Below are 17,525 nucleotides of genomic sequence, written 5' to 3'. Positions count from 1 at the left end.
GGCAAGGCATGCACGGGCTGATCAACCGCGCGATCCAGTGTTTTCTGCGCGACACCTACGGGCCCGATGTCTGGTACGTCGTGGCGCGGCAAGCAGGTGTTGCCGACATGGATTTTGCGGCAATGCTTCATTACGACGACGCGGTGACGGAGCAGGTGTTGACCGCCGCGGCAGGTGCCCTCACCCGGCCGCGCGACAGCATACTTGAGGATCTGGGGACCTACCTCGTCTGCAATGAAAACATGGAGGGGCTGCGCCGCCTGCTGCGCTTCGCCGGCACCACCTACGAGGAATTCCTGCTCTCTCTCGAAGACCTGCCTGGCCGGGCACGGCTGGCCGTGTCGGATCTGGAACTGCCGGAGCTTGAGTTGCGATGCGACCCGGACGACAGCTACGTTCTGTCTATCGGTGGCGGGCCGCAGGGCTTTGGCCTGGTGATGGTCGGTATTCTGCGGGCGCTGGCGGACGATTACGGCGCCCTTGTCCTGCTGGACTACGGCCAGAGCGAGGGCGGGCAGGAACAGATTTCGCTCCGCATCGTCACCTCTGCCTATTCGCAGGGCCGGCAATTCCATCTCGCCGCCGCCGCCGCAGACGCCCAGCGGGAACCCGCATCGTGACCGCTCAGCTTCAGGCAGCCCCCGCGGATCCCCCGGCCTTTAACGAGGTTCTCGACCGGCTGTGCCCCATGCATACCGTGCTGGACAGACGCGGCACCATCCTGCATGCCGGTCCGACCTTGCGAAAACTCCGCCCGGGAGAGGCGCTGCGGGGCCGGCGGGTCTTTGATATCCTTGAAACCACGCATCCGGCTGGTCTGTGCGATGTTGCAGCAGTGATCGCCGCGACCTCCCGCCGCCATCGGTTGAGGCTCCGGCTGCGGGATGCCCCGAAAACCACCCTGCAGGGCATGGCTGTCCCGCTTTCCGGCGGCGGGGCGATCCTCAATCTGTCGTTTGGCATCTCGATACTTGAGGCGCTGCAGCAATACAGCCTGACCGGGTCGGATTTTGCTGCCACCGATCCCACGGTCGAAATGCTGTTTGTGGTGGAGGCGAAATCAGCCGCGATGGAGGCGTCGCGCGGTCTGACGCGCCAGTTGCAGCGGGCCAAGGCCATGGCGGAATATGAAGCGGCCACCGATCTGCTGACGGGCTTGGCGAACCGCCGGGCGCTGGATCACGTTCTGGCCCGGATGACAGAGCTGGGGCAGGAATTTGCCCTGATGCATGTCGACCTCGATTTCTTCAAGGAGGTGAACGATACGCTGGGGCATGCCGCGGGCGACCATGTCTTGGAGAATGTGGCCCGGATTATGACAGAGGAAACCAGAGCGGAAGACGTGGTCGCCCGGGTCGGCGGCGACGAATTTGTCCTTGTTTTTCATAACTTATGTGACAGGGAACGGCTGGAGGAGATCGCGCGTCGCCTGATCCGGCGGCTGGAGGAGCCGACGCTCTGGCAGGGGCAGACCTGTCAGATTTCGGCTTCTCTGGGAACGGTGCTCTCCATCGATTATGCCCAGCCGCGGGCGGACTGGATGCTGGCCGATGCCGACGCCGCGCTCTATTCGGCCAAACGCGCGGGACGCGGTCGCCATTGTTTTCACAATCGTGCCGGTCAGCAATCTGGCAGTCCGCTGCGCTGACCGCCCGGCGCCGCCGGATGCACAGCTGATGTTCCGGGCTTGCACCTGTCGCTATTGCCCGGCTTCCCGTTTTGCGTCACTTCAGTCGCAAATTGGAGGACAGCTTGGGCCGCAACATATCAATCGAGCCGCTGAATCTGGACGCCTTCGCCCCGTTTGGCGACGTGCTCGAAGCCGAAGGAGATCCGGACAAGCTGATCAATCAGGGGTTCTGCGGCCGCTATCACGACCGCGCCATGCTGGATTTCGGTCCCCGCGGCCGGGCCGGCATCAGCCTGTTCAAGGCAGAACCGCGACAGCTACCTTACATGTTGGAAATGGTCGAACGACATCCGGACGGTTCGCAGGCCTTCATCCCGATGAGCCAGCATGACTGGCTGGTGATCGTGGCGCCGGACCGGGACGGAATTCCCGGCCGCCCGCGTGCCTTTCGGGCGTCGCCGGGGCAGGGGGTGAACTTCTACCGCGGCACTTGGCATGGTGTTCTCACCCCACTGCATGCCCCGGGGCTGTTTGCCGTGGTTGATCGCATCGGCACCACGACAAACCTTGAGGAACACTGGTTCGACCGCCCGATCCAGATCGGCTGACGCGGACTTACCCGAACGGGCGCAGTGTCGCGTGCCGGTTAACGTCCTTGTAAAGCAGATAGCGGAACCGCCCCGGTCCCGCCGCATAACAGGCCTGGGGACAGAAGGCGCGCAGCCACATGTAATCGCCCGGGCCGACCTCGACCCAGTCGGTGTTGAGCCGATAAACGCCTTTTCCCTCAAGCACATAAAGCCCGTGCTCCATGACGTGGGTTTCGGCAAAGGGAATGATCGCACCGGGTTCAAAGGCAACGATATTCACATGCATGTCGTGCCGCAGGTCTTCGACCGGCACAAAACGTTTGGTCGACCATTTGCCCTCTGTCCCGGGCATCGGATCGGACGCGACCTTGTCTTCATGCGTCACAAATGCCTCTGGCAGGGCAAGGCCATCGACCACTTGATAGGCTTTGCGGATCCAGTGGAACCTCAACGGCTCTGCCCCCGTGGCATGCAGGCCCCAGGAGGTGCCGGGCGGAATGTAGCAATAAGAGCCTTCCTCCAGCATGTGATCCGCCCCATCCAGGCGCAGCCGGGCCGTCCCGCGCGTCACGAAGAGCACCGCTTCCGCCTGAGGGTCCGGGTCCGGACGGTCGGAGCCGCCCCCTGGTTCGGTTTCAACGATATATTGCGAAAAGGTCTCCGCAAAACCGGAAAGCGGCCGCGACAGGATCCAGGCCCGGGTTCTGTCCCAGTGCGGCAGGAAACTGGTGACGATGTCGCGCATCGTACTATGCGGGATCAGCGCGTAAGAGTTGGTAAAGACCGCACTGTCCGAAGGTGTCTGGGTCTGTGGCGGCAATCCGCCCGGGGACGAGGCATAGCGATGCGACAAGGCGCTCTCCTAAAGGTGTGGCCCGGTTAGGCCGGGCTACAGGTCTGACACCGCAATCCGGACAAAAAGGCAAGGGGGTTGACCGAATTCTCTGCCGTCAGCGGCACAATCACGACGCGAAGGCGATCGTCGCCTCGACCGCTCTTTTCCAGTTTCGGTAGAGCCGCTCGCGGTCCTGTGCGGCCAGCGACGGGGCGAACCGCGCCTCCGCCTGCCAGGTCCGGGCAAATTCCTCCGGCCCGGGGTAGAGGCCCGCCTGATGCCCGGCAAGCCAGGCTGCCCCGGTGGCCGTCGTTTCCAGAAGGGCAGGGCGTTCCACCGGCGCGTCGATCATGTCCGACAGGAATTGCATCGCCCAGTCAGAGCCGGCCATGCCGCCATCGACCCGCAGCGCCGTATCGCCCAGATCAGACCAGTCTGCGCGCATGGCCTCCAGCAGGTCGCGGGTCTGATACCCCACGGATTCCAGCGCCGCCCGGGCGAATTCCGCCGCGCCCGAATTACGGGTCAGTCCAAACATCGCCCCACGGCATTCGGCGTTCCAATAGGGCGCGCCCAGACCGGTAAAGGCGGGCACGAGGATGGGGTGATGCCCTGCATCCGCCCCGGCGGCAAGGGCCTGCGCCTCCTGCGCATGGCGCATCAGCCCAAGCCCGTCGCGCAGCCATTGCACAGCCGCCCCGGCGATGAAGATCGACCCTTCCAGCGCATAGCTCGCCTTGCCGTCCAGCCGATAAGCGAGTGTCGTCAAAAGCCGGTTATGCGACCGGACCATCGTCTCGCCCGTATTGAGAAGCGCAAAGCAGCCCGTGCCATAGGTGGATTTCATCATGCCGGGGCGGAAGATGGCCTGTCCGATGGCCGCCGCCTGCTGGTCCCCTGCCACGCCGAGAACGGGTATCTCCCGCCCGAACAGATCGGCGCGTGTTGTCCCGAAATCATCGGCGCAGTCGCGTATTTCGGGCAAGATGGATCGCGGCACATGAAGCAGATCGCACATCTCCGGCGACCAGTCCCCCCCGGCGATGTCATAGAGCATGGTCCGGGAGGCATTGGTGGCATCCGTCACATGAACGGCGCCGCCCGTCAGGTTCCAGATCAGCCAGCTGTCAACCGTGCCAAAGGCAAGCTCTCCGGCTTCTGCGCGGGATCGGGCGCCGTCCACATGGTCCAGGATCCAGGCGGCTTTGGTGCCGGAGAAATAGGGATCGATCAGCAATCCCGTCACCTCCGACACGCGACGGCCATAGCCCGCCGCCGTCAGATCGCGGCAGCGATCCGCAGTGCGCCGGTCCTGCCAGACGATCGCCGGGTGGATCGGCCGGCCGGTCTTGCGGTCCCAGATCAGCGTCGTTTCGCGCTGATTTGTGATGCCGATCGCGGCGATATCTCCGGCCCGCAGGCCGGCCTTTTCGATGGCAGAGCGGCAGACGGCGGCGGTGCTGCTCCAGATCTCGCCGGGGTCATGTTCGACCCAGCCGGATTTGGGATAATGCTGGGTGATATCCTGCTGTGCCAGACCTGCCACCTGCATCTGCGCATCAAACAGGATCGCACGGCTTGAGGTGGTGCCCTGATCTATGGCCAGAATATACGACATGACATGGCTCCCTCCAGACCGGAGTGTGGCTCTGCGCGCGCGGGCTGTCAACGCGGTCCGGGTCCGGGGTCCGAATGATAGCGGGCTGATATTGCAGTAGTTTCTTTAGTTTATCTTCGGCCCGGCCGGGCCCGGCTGCACGTCATGCCCGGCCATCCACCGCTCAACCGACCGGACCTGGTCCGGCGTCATCCGCAGCCCGAGCTTGCTGCGCCGCCAGAGCGCATCCTCCGCGGTCCGCGCAAATTCATGCGACATCATCCAGTCAAGCTCGGCCTCGGTCAGCGTCGCGCCGAATTCCGTTCCAAGGTCCTGCGCGGTCTGTGCCGCACCCAGCACCGACCGCGCCTCTGTCCCATAGGCGCGCACCAGCCGCGCCGCCCAGGGCGCTGTCAGGAAAGAATAGTCCGCCCGAAGCCCGGCAATCAGCTCTGCCACCTGATCCACCGGGAAATCGCCGCCGGGCAGGGCGGCACCTGCCGTCCAGGCCGGACCGGCCGCCAGATGACGGCTGATCAGCGTCAAAGCATTTTCGGCAAGCTTGCGATAGGTCGTGATCTTGCCGCCGAAGACATTCAGCAATGGCGCCCCGCCCGCAGTGTCGAGCTTGAGCGTATAGTCGCGGGTGGCCGCAGAGGCCTTGGCAGTACCGTCGTCATGCAGCGGGCGCATCCCGGCATAGCTCCAGACGACGTCATCTGCCGTCAACGGCTGGCGGAAATACCGGTTGGCAAAGGACAGCAGATAGTCCCGCTCCTCTTCGGTGCAGTGCGGCGGCGTAAACGCATCCGGATGATCGGCATCCGTCGTCCCGATCAGGGTGAAATCGGTCTCGTAGGGGATGGCGAATATGATGCGCCCGTCTGTGCCCTGCAGAAAGTAGCATTTGTTATGCTCATAAAGCCGAGGCACCACGATATGGCTGCCGCGCACCAGCCGGATCCGGTCGGTGGAGACCATGTTCAGCCGGTCTTTCAGCACTTCGCTGGCCCATGGCCCCGCAGCATTCACGACCATATGCGCCCGGTGCTCGGCGATCTGATCGGTGTCGCAGTTGCGGGTCCGTATCAGCCAGGCGCTTTCCTCGCGCTCGGCCGAGATCACCTCCGTCCGAAGCATCAGCCGGGCGCCCCGCGCGGCCGCGTCCCGGGCATTCAGAACCACCAGCCGGGCATCGTCGACCCAACCGTCGGAATATTCGAAAGCATGTTCAAAACGCGGCTGCAGCGGCGCCCCTTCGGCCGTTCCCGTCAGGCTGAGGGTTCGCGTCCTTGGCAACCGGCTGCGCCCGCCAAGCGTATCGTAGAGCGCCAGCGCCCCCCGGATCAGCCAGGCCGGGCGGCGGCCTCTGGTCCATGGCATCACCCGGCCCAGCAGCCGGGCTGCCGGTGTGTCGGTTTCAAACCGCATGTCGCGGTGGTAGGGCAGAACAAACCGCATGGGCCAGGCGATATGCGGCATGGCCTGCAACAGGACCTCGCGTTCGCGCAGCGCCTCGCGCACCAGCCTGAATTCGAAATATTCCAGGTAGCGCAGGCCGCCATGGAACAGCTTGGTCGAGGCCGAGGAGGTGGCCCACCCCAGATCGTTGCGTTCCGCCAGCCGGACCGTCAGGCCGCGCCCCGCCGCATCCCGCGCGATGGCGCAGCCATTGATCCCGCCGCCGATCACGAACAGGTCGGTTATCTGGGTGTCATCGGTCACATCTGGATCCCTGCCGCGCTCTGATTGGTGCAGATATGCCAGCCCGCCGCCGGGTTGCAAAGGTGCCGCCGCTGCCGGCCGGCGGTCTGCTGCGTCCCGCGCCCGGCGGCAGAGCCTTTACAGTCAGCGGTCTGCGTCCCGCACGGGGTTTGTCAGCCGTCCAATCCCGCTAACCTCGACCTCGCAGATGTCGCCGTCCGTCATCCACAGCGGTGGTTTGCGCCCCATGCCCACCCCCGGCGGCGTGCCTGTGACAAGCACATCGCCCGGCTCCAGCGTCATGAACGAGGCGCAGGTGGCAACGATATCAGCGACCGAGAAAATCATCTGATCGATCGCGGCCTGTTGCACGATCTCGCCGTTCAGCCGGGTTGTCAGCGTCAGGCCCCGGCATCCGGGCGGCAGCGCGTCCGCCGTGACGAAACAGGGACCAAAAGCGCCGGTGCCGTCGAAATTCTTGCCGGCCGTCCATTGCGGAGACCGCATCTGATAGTCGCGCAGCGAGGCATCGTTAAAGATCGAATATCCGGCGACGTAGTCAAGCGCCTCCGCCGCATCGACATCCCGCGCCCTGCGTCCAATCACGGCGACGAGCTCGCCTTCGAAATCAAGCTGTTCGGACAGCCGGGGCCGGATGATCGGCGCCCCGTGACCGATGAGAGAGGAATTGAACCGCGCGAACAGAGTCGGGAAATCCGGCTGCGCATTGCCGGTCTCCGCAGCATGATCCGCATAGTTCAGCCCGACGCAGATGATCTTGCCCGCCCGGGAGATCGGCGGCAGCACGGCGCAGGTCTCGGGGTCGACATTCTGTCCCTGTGCCAGGGCCTCTGCGGCCTTGGCCAGCGCCGCCGGACCGGCGCCGATCAGGTCGAACAGGTCACCCGGATAGGCCGGCTGGTCTTCGGTCAGGCCGCGAAACCCCGCGTCGGCCTCAACCGCCAGGCCGGTCTGGCCATCCTGCATAAAGGTAAGAAATTTCATTGTTTTGCCTCTTCCCTGTGCCAGCTCGCGCAGGTGTCGCCTGCGCCCGGCGGCGCCGCCCGGTATCTGGCAGGCGCCGCGCGCCACCGGCAGGGTGGCCCGTTCTGTCGCGCACTGCAAGGCAGAGGGGACCGGCGCCCGTCACCACCCCCCGTTGAGGTAGCGGGCGGCGATGGCGTCCAGCCCGCCCAGAACAAAGACCGACAGCTGTTCGACCACCTGTTCTTCCGCACCATTGCCAATCAGCTGGCCCATCGGAGTCTTGCCCTGACCGACCAGCGCAATTGCCGCGCAGGGGGCGGCGATGCTGGGCAGGCAGCGAACCAGCACCGGGTCCGTGGCAGGGATTGCGGTAATTTCGCTCAGGATGGGCAGAACCAGTTTGAGCTTGGGCAGAACTTCCTGATCCTGCAGCCGGTGCATATGCACGGTCGGGGCCAGCACTTCCCGCGCCAGCACGGTCATCGGCCAGAGCTCTTGCCGGAACGCGCCACCGACAAGGAACCGGATCAGCCCCGTCAGCTTTTCCCGGGGGGGTAGTGGGCTGGCGGCGATCCGTTCCACATCGTCCATATCGACAAACCGCCGATGCGCCTCTGCCAGCACCGCCTGATAGAGCCCGGCCCGGCTGGTGAAATGATAGTTGATCGACGCCAGATCGACATCGGCTAGGCCCGCAATCTCCTTGCTGGTCGTGTCGGCGAATCCCGCCGCCGCAAATCGTTCGCCGGCCACCTCAAGGATGCGCTGGCGTGTGGCTGTGCCGTCGGCCCTGGGGATGCGTGCCGCGCCGGGGCGTTTTGCGTTTGGCATGGGTTCGTTCCGCTATGTCCGACCTGTCAGACGCTCGACTCTAGCATTGCGATATATTAAATTCAATTTAGATTTAATTTCCTGTCGGAGGGATGTCATGCCGGGTCGTGTCGCAAAAGGTGCTGTTTTTGGGGCGTTACTGGCCGTATGCGCAGGCGGAATTTACTGGTGGTCGGCCCGGCAGGACGCCGAATCCGGGCCGCTGACCCTCTACGGCAATATCGATATCCGGCAGGTGGCGCTGGCCTTTGACGGCAGTGGCCGCATCACCGATCTGACCGCGGAAGAGGGCGACACCGTCTCTGCCGATCAGGTGATCGGCCATCTCGACACAACGGCGCTGACCCTTCAGGTCAAGGCGCAGGCGGCGCAGGTCGAAGCGCTGCACCAGGCTTTTCTGGAACTGGAGGCCGGCGCGCGGCCGGAAGAGATCGCGCAGGCGCGGGCCAGCGTTGCCTCCGCCACGGCAGGCGCGCGGCTTGCCGATCTGCGCCGCGACCGGATCGACCGGTTGATCGCCACGGGCAGCGGCGCGGTGAGCCAGGAGGATCTGGACCGTGTGACGGCAGAGGCAGAGGCCGCCACGGCAAGCCTGCAGCAGGCCAGCGCCGCGCTGGACCTGATCGTAGCAGGCGCCAGGCAGGAAGACCTCGCCGCGGCGCGGGCCAGGCTCCAGTCGGCGGAAAGCCAGCTGCAGCTGCTCAAGTTTCAGCAATCGCAGGGCGAATTGCGTGCACCGGCCACGGCCGTTGTCCGGTCCCGCCTGAAAGAACCCGGCGACATGGTCACGGCACAGGCGCCGGTCTATGCGCTGGCCCTGACTGCACCCAAATGGGTGCGCGTCTATGTGCGTCAGGCCGACCTGGGACACCTGAGAGAGGGCATGCCGGCGCAGGTTCTCAGCGACAGTTTCCCGGGCGCGCCGGTCGCCGGTCACGTCGGGTATATTTCGTCAGTGGCCGAATTCACGCCAAAGGTGGTGCAGACGGAGGAGTTGCGGACATCGCTTGTCTATGAGGTTCGGGTTGTTGTTGACGACGACGCCGACCGGCTCCGGCTGGGGCAGCCCGTCACGGTGCTGCTGGAGGCCGGGTTGTGACCGAGCCAACCGTTCTGGCCGATGGGCTGGTGCTGCGGTTTCCGGGCGCGGGGGCCGGAGAGGCGCCGGCCCTGAACGATTTCTCGCTGCGCGTACGCCCCGGCGAACTGACCGCGCTTGTCGGCCCTGACGGGGCGGGCAAGACAACCTTCATGCGCTGCTGCGCCGGGTTGCTGAAACCGCAGCAGGGCCGGCTCTCGGTCCTGGGCCAGGACGTCCTGCAGGCGCCGCAGGCGGTGCAGGATCGCATCAGCTACATGCCTCAGCGCTTCGGGCTGTACGAGGATCTGAGCGTTCAGGAAAACCTCGATCTCTATGCCGATCTGCATGGCGTTCCGCCGCAGGCCCGCCGCGAACGGTTCGCCCGCATGCTGGAGATGACAGATATGTCGCGCTTCACCGATCGCCCGGCCGGTAAGTTATCCGGCGGTATGAAGCAGAAACTGGGGCTGGCCTGTACCCTTGTCCGGTCACCCGAACTGCTGCTGCTGGACGAACCTAGCGTCGGCGTCGATCCGCTGTCGCGCCGCGATCTGTGGAAGATCATCATGCAGCTGGTCGAGGACGAGGGGCTGAGCGTTCTGGTCAGCACCGCCTATATGGATGAGGCGGAGCGCTGTGCGCAGGTCTGCATCATGCATGCAGGCCAAATTCTGGCCCGCGGCACGCCGGCCGAGATACGCAGCCGCGCGCGAGGGCTGACCTATCGCTGCACGCCGCCGGCACATATGCAGGCGCGCGATCTGCAGGCACGTCTGATCGATGCCCCGGGCGAGGTGATAGATGCCGAGCCACGGGGCGGCGATGTCCGGTTCATCCTCAGGCCGGGACGGACTGAAGATCGGGCACAGGTGCTGGCCCGCCTGTTGCCGGACATGCAGCCGCAGACCAGGCCCGAAGATCTGGAAGATGCGTTCATGATGCTTCTGCGCCACGCCGGCGACACGCCGCCAGAGGTGGATGTGACGCCGGGGCAGGGGCACCCGGCCGTCGCCGCCGCGCGGCCGGGGGGACAGGACCGCGGCCCGGCGATCTCGGTCCGCGATCTTGTCCGCCGGTTTGGCGATTTCACGGCCGTGGCCAGCACCTCTTTTGAGGTTGCGCGGGGCGAGATTTTTGGCCTGCTCGGCCCAAATGGCGCGGGCAAGACGACGACCTTCCGCATGCTCTGCGGCCTGCTGCCTGCCACCAGTGGCGAGCTGAACGTTGCCGGGCAGAACCTGCGCGAGGCCCGCGCAAGGGCCCGTGCCAGCATTGGCTATGTGTCTCAGAAATTTGCGCTTTACGGCAATCTGACCGTGTCGGAGAACCTGCGGTTTCTGGGCGGGGCCTATGGGCTGCGCGGGCGCCGGCTCAAGGCACGGATGGCCACGCTGCTGGACCAGTTCGACCTCGACCCGTCGGCGCGCAGCGGGCAGCTGCCTGCCGGCTATCGCCAGCGTCTGGCCATGGCCGGGGCCCTGCTGCACGAACCGCAGATCCTGTTCCTTGACGAACCGACAAGCGGTATCGATCCGCTGGCCCGCCGTGCCTTCTGGCGGTCGATCACAGAGCTTGCCCGGGGGGGCGTGACGGTGGTCATCACGACGCATTTTATGGAAGAGGCCGAATATTGCGACCGTGTCGCGATCCAGGACGCCGGCAAGATGCTGGCCATCGGAACACCGCGCGAGGTGCGCGACATGGCGGGTGCCGAAGACAGCGACATGACACAGGCCTTTATCGGGATCGTGGAACAGTCGCGCGCAAAGCGCCCCGGATCGCATGCGGGAGAGGCCGCATGACCACGCGCACCGAGGTCGATACAGAAGCAGACGTCGACGCCGGCACGCAGTCCGCTCAGGCGGGCGGTTCCGCGCGGTCGCGGGCGCGGGCACGTCTGGTGGCGCTGGTGCGCAAGGAAACGCGCCAGATGCTGCGTGACCGCAGCAATCTGTTCGTCGGTCTGCTGTTGCCGGTCGTTCTGATCCTCCTGTTCGGATACGGCCTGTCCTTTGACGTCACGGATGCGCGCGTGGCGGTGATCATGGAAGACAGCTCGGCGGCAACAGCCAGCATTGTCGCGGCGTTGGCCGGGTCGGACTACCTGACCCCGGTCTGGACCTATTCGATGACAGAGGCAGAAACCCTCATGCGGGCCGGCGATGTGTCCGCGATCCTGCGCGTCCCCGCCGATTTCTCCCGGCATGTCCTCGCCGGAGAGGGGCGTCTGCAGCTGATCCTGAACGGGGTCGACACGACCTCGGCGCAGGCTATCGAAGGCTACGCCAACGGCGCTGTGCAATCCGCGCTGCAGATCCTGGCGGACCGGCAGGCCGGAATGGTCCCCGCCGCCTCGGTTGTCATCGTGCCGCGCGTCTGGTTCAACGAAGCCAATGACAGCACCTGGTTTCTTGTCCCCGGGTTGATCGTTCTGGTCATGACGCTGATCGGGGCCTTCCTGACATCGCTTCTGATCGCGCGGGAATGGGAACGTGGCACGCTGGAATCGCTTTTTGTGACCCCCGCACGCCCGCTGGAAATAGTTCTGGCGAAACTGGTGCCGTTTCTGGCCGTCGGGCTGATCGATCTGGCGATGTGCCTGCTCGCCGCGAAATTCGTCTTTGATGTGCCCATACGGGGGTCGATCACGGTTATCATCCTGTCTTCGCTGATCTATCTGCTTGTGTCTTTGGCGCTTGGGCTGGTGATCTCGGCTGTGACGCGAAATCAGTTCGCGGCCAGTCAGGTGGCCCTTCTGGCCAGCTTCATGCCGGCGCTGATGCTGTCAGGATTTGTCTTCGACCTGCGCAATGTGCCCGTGGTGGTGCAGGTGATCGGCCATATCCTGCCCGCTACCCATTTTATGGATCTGATCAAGACCCTGTTCATGGCGGGCGATTACTGGCCCCAGATCCTCAGCACCAACGCCATTCTTCTGGCCTATGCCGCGGGTCTGATCGCCATTGCGACGCGCCGGATGGCGAAACGGTTGGAGTGATCATGTCCGGAACCGCAAGATACATCAGCCAGACCCTTGCCCTGATCCGGAAAGAGCTGTTGGCCCTCTTCAAGGATCCCTCCAACCGGGCGCTGCTGTTTGCACCGGCGCTGATGCAGACACTGCTGTTCGGCTATGGCGCGACCTTTGACCTGAACCATGCGCCCTTTGCCGTGCTCGATCACAGCAACAGCGCCGCCTCCCGCGAGGTGATCGCGCGGATCGAGGGCACGGGTGTTTTTACCAGGGTTGCCGATCTGCAGAATTCCGATCAGATTGCGGACCCGATCGACAGCGGAGAGGCCCTGGCAGTGCTGGTCTTTCCACATCGGTTCGAGGCCGATCTGGCCGCCGGTGGACCGGCTCCGGTACAGGTCATTCTGGACGGCCGGAACTCCGCGACGGCAGGCTTGGCATCAGCCCAGCTTGCTACAATCGTCGCCCAGTTCAACGCAGACCAATTGGGGGCCACCGCTCCTGTCCGGCTGATCCGCCGGGCCTGGTACAATCCGAACTTTCAGTCCCGCTGGCACCTCATGCCGGCGATGATCGCCTCTCTCAGTATGCTTCAGACCCTGCTTCTGGCCGCCTTGTCGGTGGCCAGAGAACGCGAGCAGGGCACCTTCGATCAGCTCCTTGTGACGCCATTGGCGCCGACCCAGATCCTGATCGGAAAAGCGCTGCCCTCGATCGTGGTGGGGCTGGTGCAATCCCTGATCATCTTTCTGATCATCCTGCTCTGGTTCCGGATTCCGATGGCGGGGTCCGTCTGGCTGCTGTTTGGGGGGCTGCTGGTTTTTACCACGGCTTCGGTGGGGATCGGGCTTTCGGTATCTGCGGTCTCGGTCACCATGCAGCAGGCCATGCTTTACACCTTCATGCTGATGATGCCGCTGATGCTGCTCTCCGGCCTGTTGACCCCGATCGGGAACATGCCGCAGATCCTGCAATGGGTGACCTACGCCAATCCGCTGCGATTTGGCATCGATATCGTGCGACGGGTCTATCTGGAAGGGGCGGGCCTGCACGAGGTCGCACACAGCTTTGTGCCGCTGCTGATCGTCGCGGCCGTAACCCTGCCAGCCGCGGCCTGGCTGTTCCGCCACCGCCTGTATTAACGCGCCCTATAATCGACCGGGCAGGGGCCGACGCTGCAGTAGTGCGCCGAACCGGAGAAGGGGCAACCCAAGCCGTCTGGACCTGTGCCGTCTGTTAGGCCGGTCCGATGCCGACCGCGCAAGTCTTACAGCTCAGGAGCGGCCATGTCTTTGCAAGGTCACAGCAAAATCTGTGTGCCGTATATATCAATAATGAACTTTCTGACGGGGAGACCTCATCTCCCGATTTTCTTCACCGGCAAAGTCTGAGATCGTTCTGTTTGAATTCAGAAGGAAATCAGCATGCCAGGCCTCGCTCACCGCCTTGTCCCGACCACCGCGCTGCGCGATCTCGGACCCACGGAAACGCCGCGGGTCACGACGATGGAGCTGTTCTTCGATCTGGTCTATGTCTTCACGATCATTCAGCTGTCGCATTACCTGCTGGAACATGCGAGCTGGCTGGGCGCGCTGGAATACGCGACGCTCTTTGCCGCGGTCTGGTGGGCCTGGAACTATACGGCCTGGGCCGCCAACTGGCTGAACCCCGACCATCCGAGCGGCCGCGGGCTGATGATCATTCTGATGTTCTGTGCGCTCATGATGGCGGTTGCCGCGCCGCAGGCCTTTGGCGACCGGGCTGGCCTCTTCGCCCTGGCCTATGTGGCGATGGCGCTGATCAGGGCGGGGTATATGACACTTGCGTTCCGCGGGCAGACCATGGGGCGGAACTACTTTCAGCTTGGCGCGTGGAGCGCTGTGTCCGGCCTCTTCTGGATTGCCGGGGCGGTGATCGCGCCGCTCAGGCTGGAACTCTGGATCCTGGCGCTGGTGATCGACATCGCCGCCCCCTATTGCGGCTTCTGGCTGCCGGGAAAGGGGGCCACGCCGATGTCCAGCTGGACGCTGAGGGGCCTCCACCTGTTCGAGCGCAATCAGCTGATCTTCATCATCGCCCTTGGTGAATCCGTTCTGCTCCTTGGCGGTTTCCTCGTCAGCCACGATCTTCATGCCTCGTCCTGGATCGCGGCAGTGACCGGCTTTCTCCTGATCGTCTCGCTGTGGTGGATCTATTTTGTCGACCTGTCCCAGCCGGGCGAACACAGGTTCGAACATTCGACAGACCATACCGCGCTGGCCCGGGCCGGCCTCGCCTATGCCCATGGCGTCGCGGTCTGCGGTGCCATCGTCACGGCTGTCGCAATCGAGATGATCGTCGCGCATCCGATGGACGCCATCCACGCCGAAACGGCGGTCATCGCCTTTGCGGGGCCTGCGCTTTTCCTGCTGGGCTGCACCATCTTCCATCGGGTCACGGCAGAGCGTTTGCGCCTCATCTACCTGCTGGCGCTGGCTGTGCTGGCAGGCTGGAGCTGGCTAGCCCTGTCGCTGCACCTCTCGGCGCTGCAGCTGGGGATCGGGGTGCTGGCCGTGATGATCGCCATCGCGGCCCTGGGCCACAGAAAGAGCCTCTGACGTGCTGCCCGCGGCGCGCAACCTCACCCTTGCGAACAGCCTCTTCCTCGGCGGGATGGTCCTGCACAACCTCTCCTACCCGCTGGCCGGGGCAGGGGGGATCTGGCCTGCCGTCTTCTATCTCTATTACGGGGCGCTCTTTGTGCTGGCGACCTGGGCGCTGAGCGCGTCCCGCCCATGGCGGGCCATGATATCCGCCGCCGGTGTGCTGGTCCTGTGCGCGGGTCTGGCCAATTCCTATGGCCCGACGCCTGCCTCGGCCCTCGCGGTCTATGTCTCCTCCATCCTCTATCACCTCGGGATGATTATCGTCCTGGCGCGCTACACGTTCGGGGCGCGGCGGGTGATGACGGATGTCCTGCTGGCCGCGACATCGCTCTATCTCGTCCTGGGCTCCGCCTTCGCGGCGCTTCTGGCGCTGATCGAATGGGCGGCACCCGGCTCCTTCGTCGCCGGAACCGGGGCGGCAATCGGCTGGCAGCAGATGCTCTATTTCAGCTACGTCACCCTGACGACACTGGGCTATGGGGATATCCTGCCGGTAGGCTCCGTCGCGCAATCCGTCACCACGTTCGAGGCGATCTGCGGAACGCTCTACACCGTGATCCTGCTCTCCCGGCTCGTCGGGCTGCACGCCAGCCGCAGCTGATCCGCCACGGATAAAGCGGGAAACGCCCCGGATCAAGGACCACATCGGGACCAGCGAGACGTTACAAAGCAAGGTGTGCTGCGGGGGAAATGGCAGCCCGTAGGGGAATCGAACCCCTCTTTCCAGGTTGAAAACCTGGCGTCCTAACCGATAGACGAACGGGCCGCGCTTGGCGTGAGGCGGCTTTTAGGAAAACCGCGCGACGGGCGCAAGGGGATTTTTGATCGACGCGCGAAAAGTTTTACGACCCGCCGCGACGGCCCCGCTTCGGCCGGCGGGGGCCTCAGATCGCGCTGCTCGGCGCCGCATCGTCCAGCCGGAGCTGCACGGTCTGCCGCCCCTGCCACACGTTCACATCAAGCTTGCCCGCAAGGTGATACCGCCGCCCGTCCCGCGCCGCCAGCGCCGCCCCCAGGGCCGTGTCGAAGACGTTAAAGGCGATCGCATCGAGAGAGGCACCCAGCCCGTCGCCAAATCGCAGCTTCAGATGATTCTCGCCGACCTGCTTGGCAAAGCTGATTGTCATGTCGGGAAAGGCGAACCGCGGGGCAGGGGCGCTGGCGCCATAGGGCCCGGCGGTTTCGATCTGATGCACCAGCTCCACAGTGGCCGCCCCGGGCATCAGAATCCCGTCAAGCCGCAGGTCAGACGGCCCGCCGTCGCCCGCCCCCTGCCGCGCCAGCAGCTCTGACAGCCGCGCCATCGCCGCATCCAGCTGGTCGCGCATCACGGTCAGACCGGCGGCCATCTTGTGCCCGCCGCCCTTGACCAGCAGCCCCTCCGCCGCCAGCCGCTGGATGGCCGCGCCCAGATCGACGCCCGCCACCGACCGGCCCGATCCCTTGCCCACGTCCCCATCGAACCCGATCACCACCGAAGGCCGGTTCGTCGCCTCTTTCAGCCGCGAAGCCACGATGCCCACCACCCCCGGATGCCAGCCCTCGCCCGCCGCCCAGACCAGCGGCGCCTCCAGCCCGCGCCCCTCTGCCTGCACGAGGGCGGAGGCCTGCACCTCCCGCTCGATCTCCCGCCGCTCGGCATTCAGGGCATTCAGCCGCTCGGCCATGCGCCCGGCCTCCGCAGGATCGGTGCAGGACAGCAGCCGCGCGCCCAGATCGGCCTGTCCGATCCGCCCGCCCGCATTGATCCGCGGCCCCAGCAGATAGCCCAGATGATAGGAGGTCGGCGCCGTATCCATCCGCGCCACATCCGCCAGCGCCACCAGCCCCGGCCGGTGCCGCCGCGCCATAACGACCAGCCCCTGCCGGACCAAAGCCCGGTTCACCCCGATCAGCGGCGCCACATCGGCCACCGTCGCCAGCGCCACAAGGTCGAGCATCGCCATCAAATCGGGCAAGGTCCCCGCGCCATCCGCCCGCGCCTGGCGGTTCGCCTCCACCAGCATCAGGAAGACGACAGCCGCCGCGCAGAGATGCGCCAGCGCCCCGTCTTCATCCTGCCGGTTGGGGTTCACGCAGGCGGTACAGTCGGGCAGGGTCTCCCCGCCCAGATGGTGGTCGAGGATCACAACATCGCAGCCCGCCGCCGCCACCGGCTCATGGCTCAGCGTGCCGCAGTCGACGCAGACAATCAGGTCATGCGCGGCGCCCAGCTCGGTCATCGCCGGGACATTGGGTCCATAGCCCTCGTCGATCCGGTCGGGGACATAGAGCGTCGCCTCCCGCCCCATCTGCCGCAGCCAGTCGATCAGAAGCGCGGCAGAGGTGCCGCCGTCCACATCATAATCGGCAAAGATCGCGATCCGCTCGCGCCCCTTCACGGCCCGCAGAAACCGCGCCGCCGCCGCCTCCATATCCCGGAGCGACCGCGGATCGGGCAGCAGGTCCCGCAGCGAGGGCGCCAGGAACAGCGCTGCCTCCTCAGGTGAAACCCCCCGCCGCGCCAGCACCTGACACAGCGGACGCGGCAGCCCGCCGCCCTGCGCCAGCGCCTCCGCCGCCCGGTCCACCTCCATCGAGGGGCCGACCCAGCGGCGCCCGGTCAGCGAGGATGACACGTCCAGGTAATCCATCACACCCCCTCAGGTCAG

Annotated in this window: 15 protein-coding genes and 1 tRNA gene; 9 read left to right on the top strand and 7 right to left on the bottom strand. The window is 65.1% G+C overall.

Annotated elements, in window-relative coordinates:
• Positions 1–8 precede the first annotated feature (8 nt).
• The 3 genes from ACRARG_RS02620 to ACRARG_RS02610 all read left to right on the top strand — a co-directional run bounded on the left by ACRARG_RS02620 (position 9) and on the right by ACRARG_RS02610 (position 2,238).
• Positions 9–620: a heme NO-binding domain-containing protein gene (locus ACRARG_RS02620; RefSeq protein ID WP_432688422.1), complete on the top strand. Its 612-nt coding sequence runs from the start codon at positions 9–11 to the stop codon at positions 618–620.
• Positions 617–1,648, top strand: a complete 1,032-nt coding sequence (locus tag ACRARG_RS02615) for a GGDEF domain-containing protein (RefSeq protein WP_432688421.1) — start codon at positions 617–619, stop codon at positions 1,646–1,648. Before ACRARG_RS02620 ends, ACRARG_RS02615 begins: the two co-directional genes overlap by 4 nt.
• A gap of 92 nt (positions 1,649–1,740) precedes the next feature.
• Positions 1,741–2,238: an ureidoglycolate lyase gene (locus tag ACRARG_RS02610; RefSeq protein WP_432688420.1), complete on the top strand. Its 498-nt coding sequence runs from the start codon at positions 1,741–1,743 to the stop codon at positions 2,236–2,238.
• Positions 2,239–2,245: 7 nt separating this feature from the next.
• Here ACRARG_RS02610 and ACRARG_RS02605 read toward each other — a convergent pair whose 3' ends face one another.
• From ACRARG_RS02605 to ACRARG_RS02585, 5 genes are all read right to left on the bottom strand, one after another.
• Complete coding sequence (locus tag ACRARG_RS02605) at positions 2,246–3,073, bottom strand: bifunctional allantoicase/(S)-ureidoglycine aminohydrolase (RefSeq protein WP_432688419.1); 828 nt, start codon at positions 3,071–3,073, stop codon at positions 2,246–2,248.
• 109 nt (positions 3,074–3,182) lie between these two features.
• Positions 3,183–4,673: a glycerol kinase GlpK gene (glpK, locus tag ACRARG_RS02600; RefSeq protein WP_432688418.1), complete on the bottom strand. Its 1,491-nt coding sequence runs from the start codon at positions 4,671–4,673 to the stop codon at positions 3,183–3,185.
• Positions 4,674–4,778: 105 nt separating this feature from the next.
• Entirely contained in the window at positions 4,779–6,377 is a 1,599-nt protein-coding gene (glpD, locus tag ACRARG_RS02595) for a glycerol-3-phosphate dehydrogenase (RefSeq protein ID WP_432688417.1), read from the bottom strand.
• 123 nt (positions 6,378–6,500) lie between these two features.
• The gene (locus ACRARG_RS02590) at positions 6,501–7,361 is read right to left on the bottom strand and encodes a fumarylacetoacetate hydrolase family protein (protein WP_432688416.1); all 861 of its coding nucleotides are present in this window, start codon (positions 7,359–7,361) and stop codon (positions 6,501–6,503) included.
• A 141-nt stretch (positions 7,362–7,502) separates the two neighbouring features.
• Positions 7,503–8,174, bottom strand: coding sequence for a TetR/AcrR family transcriptional regulator (locus ACRARG_RS02585; protein WP_432688415.1), 672 nt, complete (start codon positions 8,172–8,174; stop codon positions 7,503–7,505).
• A gap of 97 nt (positions 8,175–8,271) precedes the next feature.
• Between ACRARG_RS02585 and ACRARG_RS02580 the strand changes: the two genes are divergently transcribed.
• From ACRARG_RS02580 to ACRARG_RS02555, 6 genes are all read left to right on the top strand, one after another.
• A complete protein-coding gene (locus ACRARG_RS02580) occupies positions 8,272–9,273 on the top strand; it encodes an HlyD family secretion protein (protein WP_432688414.1) in 1,002 nt (333 codons plus the stop codon).
• Positions 9,270–11,057 carry an ATP-binding cassette domain-containing protein gene (locus ACRARG_RS02575; protein WP_432688413.1) on the top strand — a complete coding sequence of 596 codons (1,788 nt, stop codon included), beginning with the start codon at positions 9,270–9,272 and terminating at the stop codon, positions 11,055–11,057. Before ACRARG_RS02580 ends, ACRARG_RS02575 begins: the two co-directional genes overlap by 4 nt.
• Positions 11,054–12,253: an ABC transporter permease gene (locus tag ACRARG_RS02570; protein ID WP_432688412.1), complete on the top strand. Its 1,200-nt coding sequence runs from the start codon at positions 11,054–11,056 to the stop codon at positions 12,251–12,253. Before ACRARG_RS02575 ends, ACRARG_RS02570 begins: the two co-directional genes overlap by 4 nt.
• A gap of 2 nt (positions 12,254–12,255) precedes the next feature.
• Positions 12,256–13,371 carry an ABC transporter permease gene (locus ACRARG_RS02565; protein WP_432688411.1) on the top strand — a complete coding sequence of 372 codons (1,116 nt, stop codon included), beginning with the start codon at positions 12,256–12,258 and terminating at the stop codon, positions 13,369–13,371.
• Positions 13,372–13,653: 282 nt separating this feature from the next.
• Complete coding sequence (locus tag ACRARG_RS02560) at positions 13,654–14,826, top strand: low temperature requirement protein A (protein WP_432688410.1); 1,173 nt, start codon at positions 13,654–13,656, stop codon at positions 14,824–14,826.
• Between the two features lies 1 nt (position 14,827).
• Positions 14,828–15,475 carry a potassium channel family protein gene (locus ACRARG_RS02555; protein WP_432688409.1) on the top strand — a complete coding sequence of 216 codons (648 nt, stop codon included), beginning with the start codon at positions 14,828–14,830 and terminating at the stop codon, positions 15,473–15,475.
• Between the two features lie 90 nt (positions 15,476–15,565).
• Here the strand turns inward: ACRARG_RS02555 and ACRARG_RS02550 are convergent.
• Together ACRARG_RS02550 and recJ are read right to left on the bottom strand one after the other, a co-directional pair.
• Positions 15,566–15,640: transfer RNA gene (locus tag ACRARG_RS02550), tRNA-Glu, on the bottom strand.
• Between the two features lie 118 nt (positions 15,641–15,758).
• The gene (recJ, locus tag ACRARG_RS02545) at positions 15,759–17,507 is read right to left on the bottom strand and encodes a single-stranded-DNA-specific exonuclease RecJ (RefSeq protein WP_432688408.1); all 1,749 of its coding nucleotides are present in this window, start codon (positions 17,505–17,507) and stop codon (positions 15,759–15,761) included.
• Positions 17,508–17,525 lie beyond the last annotated feature (18 nt).

This window comes from Pseudooceanicola profundi, assembly GCF_050897955.1.
Classification (GTDB): Bacteria; Pseudomonadota; Alphaproteobacteria; order Rhodobacterales; family Rhodobacteraceae; genus Pseudooceanicola.
This window is presented reverse-complemented; position numbering and strand designations above follow the sequence as displayed.